The sequence below is a fragment of the Arthrobacter sp. 'calajunan' genome (assembly GCF_046940185.1).
In the GTDB taxonomy this organism is placed as follows: Bacteria; Actinomycetota; Actinomycetes; order Actinomycetales; family Micrococcaceae; genus Glutamicibacter; species Glutamicibacter soli.
In genome coordinates this window covers 181,086-197,376 of sequence record NZ_JBKZDY010000005.1, presented here as the reverse complement: position 1 = coordinate 197,376, position 16,291 = coordinate 181,086, and the positions used below count along the sequence as shown (strand labels likewise).

The 16,291-nt window shown below is 60.1% G+C and carries 23 protein-coding genes and 2 pseudogenes; 23 read left to right on the top strand and 2 right to left on the bottom strand.

From position 1 onward, the window contains the following. Window position 1: 1 nt before the first annotated feature. A complete protein-coding gene (locus RF641_RS10080) occupies window positions 2-799 on the bottom strand; it encodes a helix-turn-helix domain-containing protein (protein ID WP_424573103.1) in 798 nt (265 codons plus the stop codon). Between the two features lie 68 nt (window positions 800-867). Between RF641_RS10080 and RF641_RS10075 the strand changes: the two genes are divergently transcribed. The 20 genes and pseudogenes from RF641_RS10075 to rplQ form a co-directional block, all read left to right on the top strand. After that, window positions 868-1,371 (top strand): VOC family protein, encoded by a 504-nt coding sequence (locus RF641_RS10075; protein ID WP_424573102.1) that lies wholly within the window; start codon window positions 868-870, stop codon window positions 1,369-1,371. A 52-nt stretch (window positions 1,372-1,423) separates the two neighbouring features. Continuing rightward, window positions 1,424-2,379: pseudogene (locus RF641_RS10070) on the top strand (endonuclease/exonuclease/phosphatase family protein). Between the two features lie 328 nt (window positions 2,380-2,707). After that, entirely contained in the window at window positions 2,708-3,079 is a 372-nt protein-coding gene (rplN, locus tag RF641_RS10065) for a 50S ribosomal protein L14 (RefSeq protein ID WP_013349674.1), read from the top strand. A 2-nt stretch (window positions 3,080-3,081) separates the two neighbouring features. Continuing rightward, the gene (gene rplX, locus RF641_RS10060; protein ID WP_047119669.1) at window positions 3,082-3,426 is read left to right on the top strand and encodes a 50S ribosomal protein L24; all 345 of its coding nucleotides are present in this window, start codon (window positions 3,082-3,084) and stop codon (window positions 3,424-3,426) included. After that, window positions 3,426-3,995 (top strand): 50S ribosomal protein L5, encoded by a 570-nt coding sequence (rplE, locus tag RF641_RS10055; protein ID WP_047119668.1) that lies wholly within the window; start codon window positions 3,426-3,428, stop codon window positions 3,993-3,995. The genes rplX and rplE overlap by 1 nt, the downstream gene beginning before the upstream one ends. A 57-nt stretch (window positions 3,996-4,052) precedes the next feature. Further along, window positions 4,053-4,451, top strand: a complete 399-nt coding sequence (gene rpsH, locus RF641_RS10050; protein ID WP_047119667.1) for a 30S ribosomal protein S8 — start codon at window positions 4,053-4,055, stop codon at window positions 4,449-4,451. A gap of 21 nt (window positions 4,452-4,472) precedes the next feature. Further along, window positions 4,473-5,009 carry a 50S ribosomal protein L6 gene (gene rplF, locus RF641_RS10045; RefSeq protein WP_047119666.1) on the top strand — a complete coding sequence of 179 codons (537 nt, stop codon included), beginning with the start codon at window positions 4,473-4,475 and terminating at the stop codon, window positions 5,007-5,009. A gap of 2 nt (window positions 5,010-5,011) precedes the next feature. After that, entirely contained in the window at window positions 5,012-5,383 is a 372-nt protein-coding gene (rplR, locus tag RF641_RS10040; protein WP_047119665.1) for a 50S ribosomal protein L18, read from the top strand. Between the two features lie 29 nt (window positions 5,384-5,412). Then, window positions 5,413-6,090 carry a 30S ribosomal protein S5 gene (rpsE, locus tag RF641_RS10035; protein ID WP_181728114.1) on the top strand — a complete coding sequence of 226 codons (678 nt, stop codon included), beginning with the start codon at window positions 5,413-5,415 and terminating at the stop codon, window positions 6,088-6,090. A 5-nt stretch (window positions 6,091-6,095) separates the two neighbouring features. Further along, window positions 6,096-6,302, top strand: coding sequence for a 50S ribosomal protein L30 (rpmD, locus tag RF641_RS10030; RefSeq protein WP_047119663.1), 207 nt, complete (start codon window positions 6,096-6,098; stop codon window positions 6,300-6,302). 2 nt (window positions 6,303-6,304) lie between these two features. Then, window positions 6,305-6,760 (top strand): 50S ribosomal protein L15, encoded by a 456-nt coding sequence (gene rplO, locus RF641_RS10025; protein WP_047119662.1) that lies wholly within the window; start codon window positions 6,305-6,307, stop codon window positions 6,758-6,760. 253 nt (window positions 6,761-7,013) lie between these two features. Further along, a complete protein-coding gene (gene secY, locus RF641_RS10020; RefSeq protein WP_047119661.1) occupies window positions 7,014-8,318 on the top strand; it encodes a preprotein translocase subunit SecY in 1,305 nt (434 codons plus the stop codon). After that, window positions 8,315-8,887, top strand: a complete 573-nt coding sequence (locus RF641_RS10015; RefSeq protein ID WP_047119660.1) for an adenylate kinase — start codon at window positions 8,315-8,317, stop codon at window positions 8,885-8,887. The genes secY and RF641_RS10015 overlap by 4 nt, the downstream gene beginning before the upstream one ends. A gap of 147 nt (window positions 8,888-9,034) precedes the next feature. Further along, window positions 9,035-9,868: a type I methionyl aminopeptidase gene (map, locus tag RF641_RS10010; protein ID WP_047119659.1), complete on the top strand. Its 834-nt coding sequence runs from the start codon at window positions 9,035-9,037 to the stop codon at window positions 9,866-9,868. Between the two features lie 224 nt (window positions 9,869-10,092). After that, window positions 10,093-10,314 carry a translation initiation factor IF-1 gene (infA, locus tag RF641_RS10005; RefSeq protein WP_047119658.1) on the top strand — a complete coding sequence of 74 codons (222 nt, stop codon included), beginning with the start codon at window positions 10,093-10,095 and terminating at the stop codon, window positions 10,312-10,314. A gap of 125 nt (window positions 10,315-10,439) precedes the next feature. Continuing rightward, window positions 10,440-10,553 carry a 50S ribosomal protein L36 gene (gene rpmJ / locus RF641_RS10000; RefSeq protein ID WP_071894985.1) on the top strand — a complete coding sequence of 38 codons (114 nt, stop codon included), beginning with the start codon at window positions 10,440-10,442 and terminating at the stop codon, window positions 10,551-10,553. Between the two features lie 149 nt (window positions 10,554-10,702). Then, window positions 10,703-11,077 (top strand): 30S ribosomal protein S13, encoded by a 375-nt coding sequence (gene rpsM, locus RF641_RS09995; protein WP_047119657.1) that lies wholly within the window; start codon window positions 10,703-10,705, stop codon window positions 11,075-11,077. A gap of 43 nt (window positions 11,078-11,120) precedes the next feature. Then, window positions 11,121-11,522, top strand: a complete 402-nt coding sequence (gene rpsK, locus RF641_RS09990; RefSeq protein ID WP_022874114.1) for a 30S ribosomal protein S11 — start codon at window positions 11,121-11,123, stop codon at window positions 11,520-11,522. Between the two features lie 168 nt (window positions 11,523-11,690). Continuing rightward, window positions 11,691-12,692 (top strand): DNA-directed RNA polymerase subunit alpha, encoded by a 1,002-nt coding sequence (locus tag RF641_RS09985; RefSeq protein ID WP_047119656.1) that lies wholly within the window; start codon window positions 11,691-11,693, stop codon window positions 12,690-12,692. A gap of 83 nt (window positions 12,693-12,775) precedes the next feature. Beyond that, window positions 12,776-13,222 (top strand): annotated as a pseudogene (gene rplQ / locus RF641_RS09980) (50S ribosomal protein L17); the annotation flags it as partial. A 175-nt stretch (window positions 13,223-13,397) separates the two neighbouring features. On the opposite strand, the gene RF641_RS09975 reads toward rplQ, so the two are convergent. Further along, window positions 13,398-13,832: a hypothetical protein gene (locus tag RF641_RS09975; protein WP_424573101.1), complete on the bottom strand. Its 435-nt coding sequence runs from the start codon at window positions 13,830-13,832 to the stop codon at window positions 13,398-13,400. Window positions 13,833-13,999: 167 nt separating this feature from the next. On the opposite strand from RF641_RS09975, the gene truA reads away from it, so the two are divergent. The 3 genes from truA (at window position 14,000) to rpsI (ending at window position 16,243) form a co-directional block, all read left to right on the top strand. Then, window positions 14,000-14,962 (top strand): tRNA pseudouridine(38-40) synthase TruA, encoded by a 963-nt coding sequence (truA, locus tag RF641_RS09970; RefSeq protein WP_424573100.1) that lies wholly within the window; start codon window positions 14,000-14,002, stop codon window positions 14,960-14,962. Between the two features lie 298 nt (window positions 14,963-15,260). After that, entirely contained in the window at window positions 15,261-15,704 is a 444-nt protein-coding gene (gene rplM, locus RF641_RS09965; protein ID WP_047119653.1) for a 50S ribosomal protein L13, read from the top strand. A 38-nt stretch (window positions 15,705-15,742) separates the two neighbouring features. Next, on the top strand, window positions 15,743-16,243 hold the full coding sequence (rpsI, locus tag RF641_RS09960; protein ID WP_047119652.1) for a 30S ribosomal protein S9: 501 nt from the start codon (window positions 15,743-15,745) through the stop codon (window positions 16,241-16,243). The last annotated feature ends 48 nt before the right edge of the window (window positions 16,244-16,291 follow it).

The following is a 16,291-nucleotide window of genomic DNA, read 5'->3' as shown; positions in this document are numbered from 1 at the left end:
GCTAGCGTTCAGGAACATTCTGTTCGCGGTACGAGCTGGGACTGAATCCGAGAATTCTCCGGAAGTCCGAAGCCAGGTGCGCCTGGTCCACGTACCTGAGTTCGGCGGCGATCTGGGCGATGGAGGTCGACGGGTTCTCCCGTACCCGTGCGGCTGCTTCCTGCAGCCGGTAGCGGCGGATGACCGCCAAGGGCGGCAACCCGAGATACCGCAGCGAAAGCCGCTGAAGGCTCCTGACGCCCAATCCCAGTGTTGCGGCCGCCTGCTCGACACTGACTGCGCTGCGGGTCGCGGCGACGTAGTCGATGAATTCGTTGGCCACAAGCCCCTGCGACTCAGGGACAGGACACGTACGCGTAAACCACGCTCCCAGCGCAGCGGCGCTTTCATGATTGCCCGAAGGGCCCGCGCCCTTGCCCAGGATGCAGGTGACCGCCTCCAGCAGATCCGGGGCGTTGAATTCGACTTCGCGGTCAACCAGCTCGGCGGGGGACAGCTCCAGGACGTCCGCCGCAGCGGGCCGGAGCAAGGCGGCCACAGCCCACCCGTTGCCGGATAGATCCCGGTGGGATGCCGCGGAGGCCGGGCCGGACACCGTCACGCCTTCTTCCTGCACCACGAGGTTCATCAACGGGAACGGAAGCAGCTGTTGCCGCGAGGTCCTGCCGGCATCGATATCCCAGTGCACGAGCCAGAACCAGCCGACCAGGGCCTTCAGCTCGGGTGGCGGGAGAATACGCTCGAACTGCGGGAGCCGCGCGGGATACAGGACACCTCGGCGATCGCGTTCATCTGCCACCGGCCACCGCCTTGAAGTTGTCGTGTTTCTACAAGTCCAAGGGTGCCACAGGGGAATACCGTTGTGGCATGAAAACACAGAATGAACCGGCCCGCGGCGTCTCCGGCAAATACACCACCGACGGCGTACCGCATGGCATGAGCAGCCTGACCCCGTTCCTGTCGATCGCCAATGCCGTCGGCGCGCTGGAGTTCTACCGCGACGTGTTCGGCGCGCGCATCATCGACACCACCGTGATGGGCGGGGTTATTGCGCATGCAGAGATCGACTTCGGCCAGGGGCACCTGCAGATCGGTGAACCAAGCCCGGACTACGGGCTCGTTCCGCCGCCCGCCGCCCCGAACGCCTGCTATTCCATGGGGCTGTACTGCCAGGACGTCGATGCGGTGCTTGCCAAGGCCGTCGAAGCCGGCGCGACGATTCGCGAACCGGCCACGAACTTCGTCTCCGGTGACCGATTCGCATCCATCATCGACCCTTTCGGCATCCGCTGGTCCATCTTGAGCCGGGTGGAAGACCTGTCCGAGGAAGAAAGCGCGCAACGGGTGGCCCAATGGGCATCTGAACAGTAGGAACACGCCGTCAATCGGCTTCCGCATGGACCTCACCGCGTAGGCTCAAGACATGATGAGCACACGGGCGACGACGACACTTCCGTGGGCGTGGCCGCTCGTGCTGTTGGCCGGCATTCTCATCGGATTGCTGGGATGGCTCCCATGGCTCGGCGCCGGCTGGGTTCCGAAGCTGCAGGCCTTTGCGCTGTGGATGCTCGTACTGCCGGCCGCAGCATGCCTGGTCGCGCTGCTGAGGCGCCGATGGGTTCTCGCAGCGTTACTGCTCGGCTGCCTGCTGTCAGGAGTAGCTGCCAGCTTCAACCCCGCGATGCCGTGCTCGACCGACGGGGCAAGTGGCGAATCGTTGACGATGATGTCCTTCAATACGCTCAAGGCGGGCGCGGAACCCGACGAACTGGCCGAGGCGATCCGGCAGCGCGACCCCGATATTCTGGTGCTGGTGGAAACTAGCGAACCGCTGCATGCGGCCCTGACCCAGCGCGGCGCCATGAATGACCTGGGATACCGGACCGCGCAGGCCCCGGCCGGGGGAGAGCGTGATACCGTGATCTTCTCGCGCTACCGGCTCACGGAGCGGACCGAGGAGCTGAGCGCGAAGGACACCGGATGGTATTCGCTGCCGGTCGCCGAAGTGCAGACGCCGCAGGGGCCCGTCACAGTCGCCGGCATCCACATCTACCCGCCGCTGAACAACGCCGCGCGGTGGGCCCAGGGACTGGCCGCGCTGGAAGACTGGGCGCAAAGCCACCGCGGGGCCCGGTGATCTTGGCAGGGGACTTCAACTCGGTACGCGCCCACCCGCAGTACCGAAGTGCGACGGCCGGTTTCCTTGAATCCTCCGGTCGGTGGCCCGACGTCTCGTGGCCGGCGGGCAGGAGATTCCCTCCGCTGGTCGAAATCGACCATATTCTGGCCAGCCAGGCACACGTGGCGGACTTCCAAACGCAGAGCATTGGCGGTTCGGACCATCTGGGTGTGGTGGCCGAGCTGATGGTGGATCCTTGAATTTCCGCGGTTCTTTTCCGTTGCCGATGTGACCAACAACGCGTCTTTTCGCCCTACCACACCATTTCGGTTTCGCGCCACTCTAGGCTAAACTTAAGAATCTGTGCGCATCTTGTTCGGGGACTATCCACCTTCGGCCTGATGCAGTGCGGTCGGAAATCATATTCGCTGCACACACAGCCTCGATATTTTACGCCTCGGCCCTGCCGCCAATTGGGATCAGCATTCGGTGCGCCCGCGTCGGTGGGGGTAAGCGATCGTATCGTGGAGACCATATCCGTTCCGCAAGGCTCATTTATGAGAACCAGCGAGACGACAGGAGTAGGAAGTGATTCAGCAGGAGTCGCGACTCAAGGTTGCCGATAACACCGGTGCTAAGGAAATCCTTACCATTCGTGTTCTGGGTGGCTCGAAGCGTCGCTACGCAAGCATCGGCGACACCATTGTCGCAACCGTCAAGGATGCAATCCCTGGCGGCAACGTAAAGAAGGGCGACGTCGTCAAGGCTGTCGTCGTTCGCACCAAGAAGGAAATCCGTCGCGCCGACGGTTCCTACATCAAGTTCGACGAGAACGCTGCAGTGATCCTCAAGGGTGACGCTGCCGATCCTCGTGGAACTCGTATCTTCGGCCCAGTGGGTCGTGAACTTCGCGACAAGAAGTTCATGAAGATCGTTTCCCTGGCTCCGGAGGTGCTGTAAGCATGGGCGCAAAGATCAAGAAGGGTGACCTGGTTCAGGTCATCGCCGGTAAGGAACGTGGCAAGCAGGGCAAGGTCCTGAAGGTCATCACCGAGACCAACCGCGTGCTGGTTGAGGGCGTTAACCGCGTCACCAAGCACACCAAGGCTGGCCAGACCGAGCGCGGCACCCAGACTGGCGGCATCGAGGTTGTTGAAGCTCCAGTACACGTTTCGAACGTTGCTGTTGTTGATCCAGAAACCAAGAAGCCAACCCGCGTTGGTTTCCGCGAGGAAACCGTAGAAAAGAACGGCGTGTCCAAGACTGTACGCGTTCGTTACGCCAAGGCTTCCGGAAAGGATCTGTAATGACTGAAGCAGCCAACAAGATCCAGCCACGTCTGCGCGCTAAGTACGCAGCTGACATCCGCCCTGCCCTGCAGGAGCAGTTCAACTACGCCAACCCGATGCAGGTTCCTAACCTGACCAAGGTTGTAGTGAACATGGGTGTTGGCGAAGCAGCCAAGGATTCCAAGCTCATTGAAGGCGCCGTGCGCGATCTGACCGCAATTACCGGTCAGAAGCCAGTGGTTACCCGTGCCCGCAAGTCGATCGCACAGTTCAAGCTGCGCGAAGGCATGCCGATCGGTACCCACACCACCCTGCGTAACGATCGCATGTGGGAATTCGTTGATCGCCTGATCACCCTGGCACTGCCTCGTATCCGCGACTTCCGCGGCCTGAGCGACCGCCAGTTCGATGGCAATGGCAACTACACTTTCGGTCTGACCGAACAGTCGATGTTCCATGAAATCGATCAGGACAAGATCGATCGCGTGCGCGGTATGGACATCACCGTGGTGACCACCGCCAAGACTGACGACGAAGGCCGCGCCTTGCTCAAGGCTCTGGGCTTCCCGTTCAAGACCAACAACTAATCTCACTACGTTACAGGTCCGCATAGGAAACCGTAACGAGGAAGGGCTGAAGCCCACATGTCTATGACAGATCCAGTCGCAGATATGCTGACTCGTCTGCGCAACGCCAACTCGGCTTACCACGACACTGTGTCGATGCCGTCGAGCAAGCTCAAGCTGCGCATTGCCAACATCCTGAAGGAACAGGGCTACATTGCCTCCTTCGAGGAAGAGGCTGCCGAAGTCGGCAAGAAGCTGACCATCACTTTGAAGTACGGCCCATCGCGCGAGCGTTCGATCGCCGGCGTACGTCGTATCTCCAAGCCAGGCCTGCGCGTTTACGCAAAGTCCACCAACCTGCCTCACGTGCTCGGTGGTCTTGGTATCGCGATCCTGTCCACCTCCTCCGGTCTGCTTACCGACCGTCAGGCTGCAAAGAAGGGCGTGGGTGGGGAAGTCCTCGCCTACGTCTGGTAACGGGAAGGGAAGGAAAACACTATGTCACGTATTGGACGTCTTCCGATCACCGTTCCTGCCAACGTTGAACTGAACATCGATGGCCAGCTGGTCACCGTCAAGGGCCCGAAGGGTGAGCTTTCGCTGACCGTTTCGGCTCCGATCACCGTTGCCAAGGACGAGAACACCGTTACCGTCTCCCGTCCGAACGACGGCCGCGAGGCCCGTTCGCTGCACGGTCTGACCCGTACCCTGATCAATAACCTGATCATTGGTGTCACCGAGGGTTACGAGAAGAAGCTCGAAATCCACGGTACCGGCTACCGCGTTCAGGCCAAGGGCAACACCCTTGAGCTTGCTCTGGGTTACTCCCACCCGATCAGCGTTGAAGCCCCTGAGGGCATCACCCTGTCCGTGGAGGGCAACAACAAGATCACCGTTGCTGGCATCGACAAGCAGCACGTCGGTGAGGTTGCCGCTAACATCCGCAAGCTGCGCAAGACCGAGCCTTACAAGGGCAAGGGCATCCGCTACGCCGGCGAGCGTATCCTGCGCAAGGCTGGAAAGGCTGGTAAGTAATCATGGCTATCGGAATCAAGGGCAAGAGCAAGTCCGCTCAGCGCGGTCGCCGTCACCTGCGTGTGCGCAAGCGCATCGTCGGTACCGAGGCTCGTCCACGCCTGGTCATCAACCGCTCGGCTCGTCACATGTTCGTTCAGATCGTGGACGACTCGAAGGGTCTGACCCTGGCCAGCGCTTCGACCATGGAAGCAGATCTTCGCGCAAGCGATGCAGACAAGACCGCAAAGTCCAAGCGCGTTGGCGAGCTCGTTGCAGAGCGTGCCAAGGCTGCCGGCATTGAGGCTGTTGTATTCGACCGCGGCGGCAACAAGTACCACGGTCGCGTGGCTGCTGTTGCTGACGGCGCACGTGAAGGTGGGCTGGCACTGTGAGCGAAGCAACCAACAAGAAGGAAACTCAGGTGTCTGAAGCTACTGAGGCAGTCGAGACTGCAGCTGCTCCCGCTACCGAGAACACCGGATCCCGCCGTGGCGAGGGTCGCGGTCGTGGCGAAGGCCGCGGTCGTGGTGAAGGTCGTGGCCGCGGTCGCGATCAGAAGGATAACCGCAACGAAGACAAGGACAAGTTCCTTGAGCGCGTTGTAGCTATCAACCGCGTCTCCAAGGTCGTCAAGGGTGGTCGTCGCTTCAGCTTCACCGCTCTGGTAGTCGTCGGTGACGGCAACGGCATGGTCGGCGTTGGCTACGGCAAGGCTAAGGAAGTTCCTGCCGCTATCGCCAAGGGCGTTGAAGAGGCCAAGAAGTCCTTCTTCCGCGTTCCACGCGTTGGCACCACCATCCCGCACCTGGTCAAGGGCGAGGCCGCCGCTGGCGTTGTCTTGCTCCGCCCAGCCGCTCCGGGTACCGGCGTTATCGCCGGCGGTCCGGTGCGCGCCGTGCTGGAGTGCGCAGGCATCCACGACATCCTGTCGAAGTCGATGGGTTCGCAGAACCAGATCAACATCGTTCAGGGCACCATTGCCGCACTGAAGGCTCTGGAAGAGCCTCAGGCTGTTGCAGCTCGCCGCGGTCTTCCGCTGGACGAGGTTGCACCGGCAGCAATGCTGCGTCACATCCAGTCCCAGAAGGCAGGTGCTTAATTTCAATGGCTAAGAACATTGTTCCAAGCGACGCCCAGCTGGAAATCACCCAGATCAAGTCCATCATCGGTGGTAACCAGGTACAGCGCGACGTTGTTCGCTCGCTGGGCCTGAAGCGCATCGGACACACCGTTGTCCGCTCCGCTGACCCTGTGACTGTCGGCATGGTCAACAAGGTCCCACACCTGCTGAAGGTTGAGGAGGCGAAGTAAAGATGGCTCAGAAGGAAAACGCACTTAAGGTACACCACCTGCGTCCAGCTGAAGGTGCCAAGACCGCCAAGACCCGTGTTGGTCGTGGTGAGGCATCGAAGGGTAAGACCGCCGGTCGCGGTACCAAGGGTACCAAGGCTCGTTACCAGGTGAAGGCAGGCTTCGCAGGCGGACAGCTTCCGCTGCACATGCGTCTGCCGAAGCTGCGCGGCTTCAAGAACCCGTTCCGCGTCGAGTTCCAGGTTGTAAACCTGGACAAGATCTCGGAGCTGTTCCCAGAGGGTGGCGAAGTCACCGTCGAGGCACTCGTTGCCAAGGGCGCCGTTCGCAAGAACCAGCCCGTCAAGGTGCTGGGCACCGGCGAGATCTCGGTCAAGGTCGACGTGAAGGTTGATGCCTTCTCGACTTCCGCTGCTGAGAAGATCGCTGCTGCCGGCGGCTCGGCAAACACCCTCTAAGCTAGGGTCAAGCCATGGCCAAGCCCCCGTTCACGTTGAGTTTTCAAGGTGAACGGGGGCTTTCCATTTCTCAAAGATTTTCGGCTGATCGCCGGAAATAGCTTCGGTGATCTGGCTGTTCTTATTACAAATGAGAAAATTCCGGGCATTTTCCGTGTCTCGTATTTGGCGCGGAGCTACCTAGGACAGCTAGAATCATTAGGTCGTAGTCGTATCTGGCTCAACGACTCAGGAACATACTTCAGGAGGACGCTTGTTCAGCGCCATAGCCCGAGTTTTTCGGACGCCTGATCTGCGCAACAAGTTGCTGTTCACGCTGGGGATCCTCGCGATCTACCGTGTCGGCGTATTCATCCCGACCCCGGGTATTGATTACAGCAACGTTCAGCAGTGTCTGGCAATGGGTGAAACCACCGGTGGACTTTATTCATTTGTGAATCTGTTCAGTGGCGGCGCCCTGTTGCAGGTTTCGATCTTCGCGATGGGCATCATGCCGTACATTACGGCGGCCATCATCGTGCAGCTGCTGCGTGTGGTCATCCCGCACTTCGAGACCCTGCACAAGGAAGGCCAGGCCGGCCAGGGCAAGCTGACCCAGTACACGCGTTACCTCACCATCGCCTTGGCGCTGCTGCAGGGCACCACCTTGGTGACCTTGGCCCGCACAGGCAACCTGTTCCCGAGCTGCAGCCTCCCGCTGGTGCCGGACGACAGCCTGATCGTCATCTTGCTGATGATCATCACACTCACGGCAGGCACCGGCCTGATCATGTGGATGGGCGAGCTGATCACCGAACGCGGCATCGGCAACGGCATGTCGATCCTGATCTTCACCTCGATCGCTTCGGGCTTCCCAGCCTCCATGGGCGCGATCCTGCAGACCCAGGGCTGGCTGACCTTCGTCGGCGTCATCGCCATCGGCCTGGTCATCATCGGCCTGGTTGTGTTCGTGGAACAGTCCCAGCGCCGCGTGCCGGTGCAGTACGCCAAGCGGACCATCGGTCGGCGCACCGTGGGCGGGACCTCCACTTACATCCCGCTTAAGCTGAACATGGCTAACGTGATCCCGGTGATCTTCGCCAGCTCGATCCTGGCCCTGCCGCAGATGATCGTGCAGTTCAACCAGAACCCGGACGGCACGCTGCCGGACTGGGCGCTGTGGCTGCAGACGCACTCCTCGACCTCCTCGCCGTGGTACATGCTGGTGTACACCTTGCTGACCATCGGCTTCACCTACTTCTACGTAGCCATCACCTTCAACCCGGTTGAGGTGGCGGACAACATGAAGAAGTACGGCGGCTTCATCCCGGGCATCCGGGCCGGCCGTCCGACCGCCGAGTACCTGCAGTACGTGATCTCGCGGATCACGTTCCCGGGTTCGCTGTACTTGGCATTCGTCGCGTTGATTCCATTGATTGCCTTCGTGTTGATCAACGCAGATCAGAGTTTCCCATTCGGCGGCACCTCGATCATCATCATGGTTGGTGTTGGTCTTGAGACCGTCAAACAAATCAATGCTCAAATGCAGCAACGAAACTACGAAGGGCTACTGCGATGAGTCGACTGCTTATCATTGGACCGCCGGGCGCCGGTAAAGGAACCCAGGCCGTGAAGATCTCCGAGCGCCTGGAGATCCCCGCGATCTCCACCGGCGACATCTTCCGCGCGAACGTCAAGGGCGGCACCCCGCTGGGTATCGAAGCCAGCAAGTACATCGACAATGGCGACTTTGTACCTGATTCGGTCACCAACAACATGGTCGAAGACCGCCTGAACCAGGACGATGTGGCCACCGGCTTCCTGCTGGACGGCTACCCGCGCACCAGCGCACAGGTCGACGCGCTGGATGCAATGCTGGAAGCCAAGGGCATCGCCCTGGATGCAGTGCTGCAGCTGACCGCCGACGACGACGAGCTGGTTGCCCGGCTGCTGAAGCGTGCAGAGATCGAAGGCCGCGCGGACGACACCGAAGAGGTCATCCGCCACCGCCTGGGCCTGTACAACGCAGAGACCAAGATCGTGGTCGACCGCTACGAAGAACGTGGCATCGTGCGCAAGGTCGACGGCATCGGCGCCATCGACGAGGTCACCGACCGCGTCATGGCCGCATTGAACGTCAACGCCTAAGCGCAAGCGTTCTCACGCGCAGGGACCGTGCACGGCAAGCCTACGGGCGAGCGGCACGGTCCCTGCGTGATTTTACAGACTGAAGGCTCGCGCCAACGCCGGCAACCGCCGGCGGCGAGCAACCCGTGAACACCTAGGGGAGTTACCTTGGCACTTGGACAGCCGCGAATTGAGTACAAATCCAACTCGGAAATCCTGAAGATGCGCGAAGCCGGCCTGGTGCTGGCCGAGGCGCTGGATGAGGCCGTCGCCATGGCACGCCCAGGCATCACCACCGCCGCCGTCGACAAGGTCTTCGCCAAGGTGCTGGAGCGCCACGGAGCCACCAGCAACTTCCTCGGCTACCACGGGTTCCCGGCCAATATCTGCGCCTCGGTCAACCACGAGGTCGTGCACGGCTTCCCGTCGGACTACGAGCTGAAGGACGGTGACGTGCTGAAGATCGACGGCGGCGCCATTGTGGACGGCTGGCACTCGGACTCGGCGCGCACCGTGCTGGTGGGCAAGAACATCGACCCGGCAGACCAGCGCCTGAGCGACATCACCGAGCAGGCCATGTGGGCAGGCATCGCCGCCGCGGCCAAGGCCCGCTTCATCGGCCAGATCGGCACCGCCATCGACGACTTCGTGACCAGCCAGCCGGGCGACGAGCTGGGCATCTTGGAAGACTACTGCGGCCACGGCATCGGCTCCGAGATGCACATGGCTCCGGACGTGCTGAACTACAACTCCGGCCACCGTGGTCCGCGCATCAAGCCGGGCATGGCCCTAGCCATCGAGCCGATGCTGGTGCGCGGCGGCATCGAGACCTCGGTGCTTGAGGACGACTGGACGGTGGTCACCAACGACAAGTCCAACGCCTCGCAGTGGGAGCACACCGTCGCCTTCACCATGGGCGGCGTCTGGGTACTCTCGGCCCATGACGGGGGAGAGGCCGGCCTGGCGCCGTTCGGCGTGACCCCGTCGCCAATCCGCCCATAGGGTACCTGTCCACTGAAGATCCAGCACTCCGCATCCACGCGGAGTGCTGGATCTAACAGTTTAAAACACGGTCCGAATTGGCGAAGGCCGTGGTGATGGCGTAGTGTTGTCTGTTGGTTCGTTATTTAAGTGCGCCCAAAACCTTAGGTTGGGGTTGCACCGGTCGCGAACCAGAACCAATTACTTGCCGAGGGAAACCAAGGCAACCAAAGTTAGCGGGGAAAATGGGCAAGAAGGAAGGTGTCATCCAGGTAGAGGGCACTGTGACCGAAGCGCTGCCGAACGCGATGTTCCGCGTGGAGCTGCCGAATGGACACGTGGTGCTCGCCACTATCTCGGGTAAGATGCGTCAGCACTACATTCGAATCCTCCCAGAGGACCGAGTGCAGGTTGAAATGAGCCCATACGACCTCAACCGAGGCCGTATCGTTTACCGCTACAAGTAAACAGCACTCTTGGACTTTCCTGGCGGACGTTGTGCGATTCATCGCAAAGCGCCCGCTAGAGCAATGTTCTTGGATAAGCTTTTTACTGCTCCACATTTAACTGCAACCGCAAGAGGAGTAAACCCTTGAAGGTTAACCCTAGCGTGAAGCCGATCTGCGACAAGTGCAAGGTGATTCGCCGCAATGGTCGCGTCATGGTGATCTGCGAGAACCCACGCCACAAGCAGCGTCAGGGCTAATTCCGTTTTTCGGGATTTCCCACGCGTAGTCATATAGGCAGTACCGCGGCAACCCAGGTTGCCGTACACCCCCGGATTCGGAGGCCGGGGCCGCGAGGACACTCGCGGAAGGTGCTGCTCCAGACCTCCGTTGGTTGAAAGGTAGCCACTTGGCTCGTTTAGCAGGCGTGGACATCCCACGCGAGAAGCGCGTAATCATCGCGCTGACTTACATCTACGGCGTGGGCAAGACCCGTGCAGAAGAGACCATCGCAGCAACCGGGATCTCCCCGGATACCCGCGTGAAGGATCTCACCGACGCTGAGCTCGTTCAGCTTCGTGACTTCATCGAAGGCACCTACAAGGTGGAAGGTGACCTGCGCCGCGAGGTTCAGGCTGACATCCGCCGCAAGGTTGAAATCGGATCCTACGAAGGTCTTCGTCACCGTAAGGGCCTGCCGGTCCGCGGTCAGCGCACCAAGACCAACGCTCGTACCCGCAAGGGCCCGAAGCGCACCGTAGCCGGTAAGAAGAAGACTCGCTAAATCTTAGCGGTCTAGTTCAAAAACCTTTTTCGTAGGAGAAGAAATGCCCCCAAAGACTCGTGGAGCGGTACGTAAGCCGCGTCGCAAGGACAAAAAGAATATCGCCCAGGGACAGGCGCATATCAAGAGCACCTTCAACAACACCATCGTTTCGATCACCGATCCGACTGGCGCTGTGATCTCGTGGGCTTCGGCCGGCGAGGTAGGCATGAAGGGCTCGCGTAAGTCGACCCCGTACGCTGCCCAGATGGCTGCTGAAGCCGCTGCCAAGCGTGCGCAGGAGCACGGCATGCGCAAGGTTGACGTTTTCGTCAAGGGCCCGGGCTCGGGACGCGAAACCGCGATCCGTTCGCTGCAGGCTGCTGGCCTTGAGGTTGGATCCATCCAGGATGTTTCCCCAAGCGCACACAACGGTTGCCGCCCATCGAAGCGTCGCCGCGTCTAATTGATTCGCTAGGCTAAGCCTGAGAAGTCACCGAAGCATTCATCTGAGTGCTCCGGTGACTATCTTGGACTTATAAGCCTGCAAAAAGACGAACGGCCACCTCAGGCTACCGTCGTTTCCACCCCCGTGAGGCGTCATATAGCGGACGCTCGCTGAAAGGAAATGTAAGTGCTCATTACGCAGCGCCCAACCCTGACCGAAGAAGTAGTTGCCGAAAACCGCTCCCGTTTCGTTATCGAACCGCTGGAGCCAGGCTTTGGTTACACCCTTGGTAACTCGCTCCGCCGCACCCTGCTGTCCTCGATTCCTGGTGCATCCGTCACCAGCATTCGTATCGACGGCGTGCTGCACGAGTTCACCACCGTAGCCGGTGTCAAGGAAGACGTCACCGAACTGGTTCTGAACATCAAGAACCTATCCGTGTCTTCCGAGCACGACGAGCCAGTCGTCGCCTACCTGCGCAAGCAGGGACCAGGCGTCGTCACCGCAGCGGACATCACCCCGCCAGCCGGTGTGGAGTTCCACAACCCTGATCTGCACATCGCGACCCTAAACGCCAATGGCAAGTTCGACATGGAACTGACCATTGAGCGCGGCCGCGGTTACGTGTCTGCCTCGCAGAACAAGAGCGCTGATGGCGAGATCGGTCGTATCCCTGTGGATTCGATCTACTCCCCGGTGCTGAAGGTGACCTTCCGCGTGGAGGCTACCCGTGTTGAGCAGCGCACCGACTTCGATCGCTTGATCGTCGACGTGGAGACCAAGGAATCGATCACCCCGCGCGATGCAGTTGCATCCGCAGGAACCACCCTGGTTGAACTGTTCGGTTTGTTCCGCGAACTGAACACTGCAGCCGAGGGTATCGAAATCGGCCCATCGCCAACCGACGCAGCCCTGGCTGCCGACATGGCACTGCCGATTGAGGATCTGGAACTCACCGTTCGTTCGTACAACTGCTTGAAGCGTGAGGGCATCCACTCTGTGGGTGAACTTGTCACTCGCTCCGAGGCTGACCTGATGGATATCCGTAACTTCGGTGCGAAGTCCATTGACGAAGTCAAGGCCAAGCTTGTTGAACTGGGTCTGGCCCTGAAGGATTCCCCTCCAGGCTTCGATCTGGCCGCTCGTAGCGCCATCGATGATGGCGACGACTACGACGAGGGTCTGTAAAGACCTGAGTCTCGCGACACACTACTTCATCCGTCCATACGGCCTAATCGTACGGAACGGGTTATTCATCTAGGAGAACCACAATGCCTACCCCCACCAAGGGTCCGCGTCTCGGCGGCAGTGCAGCACATGAGCGACTGATCTTCGCTAACATGTCGGCACAGCTCTTCGAGAACAAGAAGATCACCACCACCCTGACCCGCGCCAAGCGTCTGCGTCCACACGCAGAGCGCCTGATCACCTTCGCAAAGCGCGGAGACCTCGCTTCGCGTCGTCGCGTCCAGTCCGTGATCGCTTCGCGTTCGCGCACCAACAAGTCGATCGTTCACGAACTGTTCGAGAACATCGCACCAGCCATGGCTGACCGCAACGGTGGCTACACCCGCATCACCAAGATCGGTAACCGCAAGGGCGACAACGCTCCTATGGCTGTTATCGAGCTCGTGATGGAGCCAGTTTCGCCAAAGCAGGCTGTCGTCAAGGAAGCCACCAAGGCTACCGAGAAGGCTGCTGAAGCTACCGAAGAGGCCTAAGCCCTAGCGCTTAGCATCTTCGGCGCTTGAAGCGTCAAAAATCCCCGGAATACCTGATCGGTATTCCGGGGATTTTTGCTTCGAGGTTCAGGGCAAAGCATGCATGAATGATGCCAGTATTTCTGCGTCGTTCGCATGGTGCCAGCTGCAGGCCTGGAATCCGGCTAGCGTATCAACCGACTGAGTCCAGATTAGGGCATGCGGTGCCCAGATACTCCGTGTTCTGTTGCTGGGACGCTGTATTCAGCTCGCTGATACTTTCCATTTGGGCTTTGAAGTCTGAGCTATCGTCAGCCAGAATCTTCAAGGCTGAAGTGCTTTGGCCTGCTGCGGATATCAAGGATTCTTGCAACTGCTTGTCTCCGGTCTTGCCGGCCGTGTCCTTTAGCATTGCATCGAACTCCTCAAGCGCCGATTCATAGTCTCCTGTCTCGCCTTTTGCCAGCTTGATGTCACCTGTTTCGAACTTCATATTGATCTCACGCTCCTTGATTTGCTGGTTGAGGTAGTCGCAAGTTTCTTCCGTGGAGAGCTTCCCGCTACATCCCGTCAGAGCGGTGAGCCCTAAACAGAAGAGGGCAGTTGCGGCGGCGAATTTTCTGAACATGCTGATCCTTGTGGGGTAAGTGGACTGGTCTGTTGTTTCGCCGTTGAATGTACGAATTACGCTGTAGTCTACAGAATGGCTAATTCGATGCCACTGAGGCACGTCTGGTCTGTGAAACCAGCCACCGAATTCGGTGAGATGAAAAGCCACTGCGCATAATGGTATTCATGAGTGCGCAGTCTGAAATCTTTGATCCGCTGGGAACCGTGGCCGTGGGGGAGACCCGCACCCCGGCGTGGATCCGGATGCGCATGGTCCTCGGATATGACGGGGCCGCCTACAACGGGTGGGCTCGCCAGCCCAATGTCACCGGCGTGCAGCAGCTTGTTGAAGAAGCGCTTGAGACGCTGATTCGCCGGCGTGTTCGCGTGGTGGTGGCCGGCCGTACCGACGCAGGGGTGCATGCCCGGCGCCAGGTGGTCCACCTGGACCTGACACAGGAAGAATTCGACGGCCTGCCGCGCCGCTCTCCCTTGGCCCCTGGACCTGCGCTGGTGCGCCGCATCAATGGCATTCTGGGTCGCCAGGATGGTGCCGTGTGGGTGCATGAGGCCGAAGTTGCCCCGGAAGGCTTCGACGCCCGGTTCTCCGCGCTGGCCCGCCGCTATTCCTACCGGATTGCCGATGGTATCGAGCGCTGGGATCCGCTGACCCGCCACCTGACGACCTGGCATCGCGAACCGTTGGATGTCGAAGCGATGAACCGCGAGGCGCAGACCGTGCTGGGACGCCACGACTTCCTGACCTACTGCAAACCCCGCCCCGATGCGACAACCATCCGCACGCTGCAGGAATTCAGTTTCACCCGTACCGAGGACGGAGTCATCCTCGCCCACCTTAAGGCAGACGCCTTCTGCCACAACATGGTCAGGGCCCTGATCGGCGCTGCCATGATGGTAGGCGATGGGCGGGAGCAACCGGGCTTCTTGGCAAGCCGTCTCGAAGAGATGGTCCGCGATTCAAAAACCAAGCTGGCCCACCCCCGGGCGCTGGTGCTTGAAGAGGTCTACTACCCGAACGCCGACCAGTTGGCTGCGCGGGCGCTGCAGACCCGTGCCAAACGCGAAGACCACGACGTGGATACTCCGGGCGCAGCAGTGAGCCAAAGCCCCGAAAGCCGCGTCGATTAAGGGTGTTCTTACTCACCCGCACTGAACATTTTTGGCCGGAAAGGCTTTAATCAGATAAACTCTTATGAGTTGTGTATGTCCACGTTCGACACTACACGCCCAAGCGTGACGGCTTAGTTGCATAGTCGCTGGTCTGCTGGGCGCGCGAACATCTCTGGACGGCCGGTCTATATCAGTCCTCACCTGACGTACTGGTCCAAACACAAGAACAACACGACAGTGCTCGTCACCGGGGGATCTCACCGCCTTCGGCCAAGCGACTGTTTGACCAGAAACGAATCAACGTAAGGCAATTACTGTGCGTACGTACACCCCAAAGCCGGCTGATCAGACTCGTCAGTGGTACGTCATCGACGCCACCGATGTAGTGCTCGGCCGCCTCGCCGTTCAGACCGCAACCCTGCTGCGCGGCAAGCATAAGCCAACCTATGCTCCACACATGGACATGGGCGATCACGTCATCATCATCAACGCCGAAAAGGTTGCTCTGACCGGCAAGAAGCTGCAGAACAAGCGCGCTTACCGCCACTCGGGCTTCCCGGGCGGCCTGAAGAGCATGAACTACGCCGACCTGCTGGAAAAGAACCCAGTGCTGGCTGTTGAGAAGGCCGTTCGCGGCATGATCCCTAAGAACAAGCTGTCTGCTGTTCAGATGTCCAAGCTGAAGGTTTACCGCGGCGCCGAGCACCCACACGCTGCTCAGGCTCCAAAGGCACTGGAAATCACCCAGGTCGCTCAGTAGTCCTGGCCCCGACAACAAACACTTAATAGGAGATTATCGTGGCTCAGAACGCTGAAGAAACCACTGAATTCGAAGGCGAGACCCCTTCGTCTTACACCACCGAGACCGCTGCCTCGACCGTTGTGGCCGAGACCGAGCGTGCTCCGCTGACCGTTCCAGGTGGAGCAGTTGGCCGTCGCAAGCAGGCTATCGCCCGCGTCCGCCTGATTCCAGGCTCCGGCAAGTGGACCGTCAACGGTCGCGAACTGGACGACTTCTTCCCGAACAAGCTGCACCAGCAGGATGTCAACGAGCCTTTCAAGGTTCTGGGTCTGGAAGGCGCATACGACGTTATCGCCCGCATCCACGGCGGCGGCATTTCCGGTCAGGCTGGCGCACTGCGCCTGGGCATCGCCCGTGCACTGAACGAGATCGACCGCGACGCTAACCGCCCAACCCTGAAGAAGGCCGGTTACCTGACCCGCGACGCACGTGTCATCGAGCGCAAGAAGGCTGGTCTGAAGAAGGCCCGCAAGGCTTCGCAGTTCTCGAAGCGCTAAACCTTACTTCGAGGTTTATCCAACGGCTCCACAACCCTTCGGGGATTG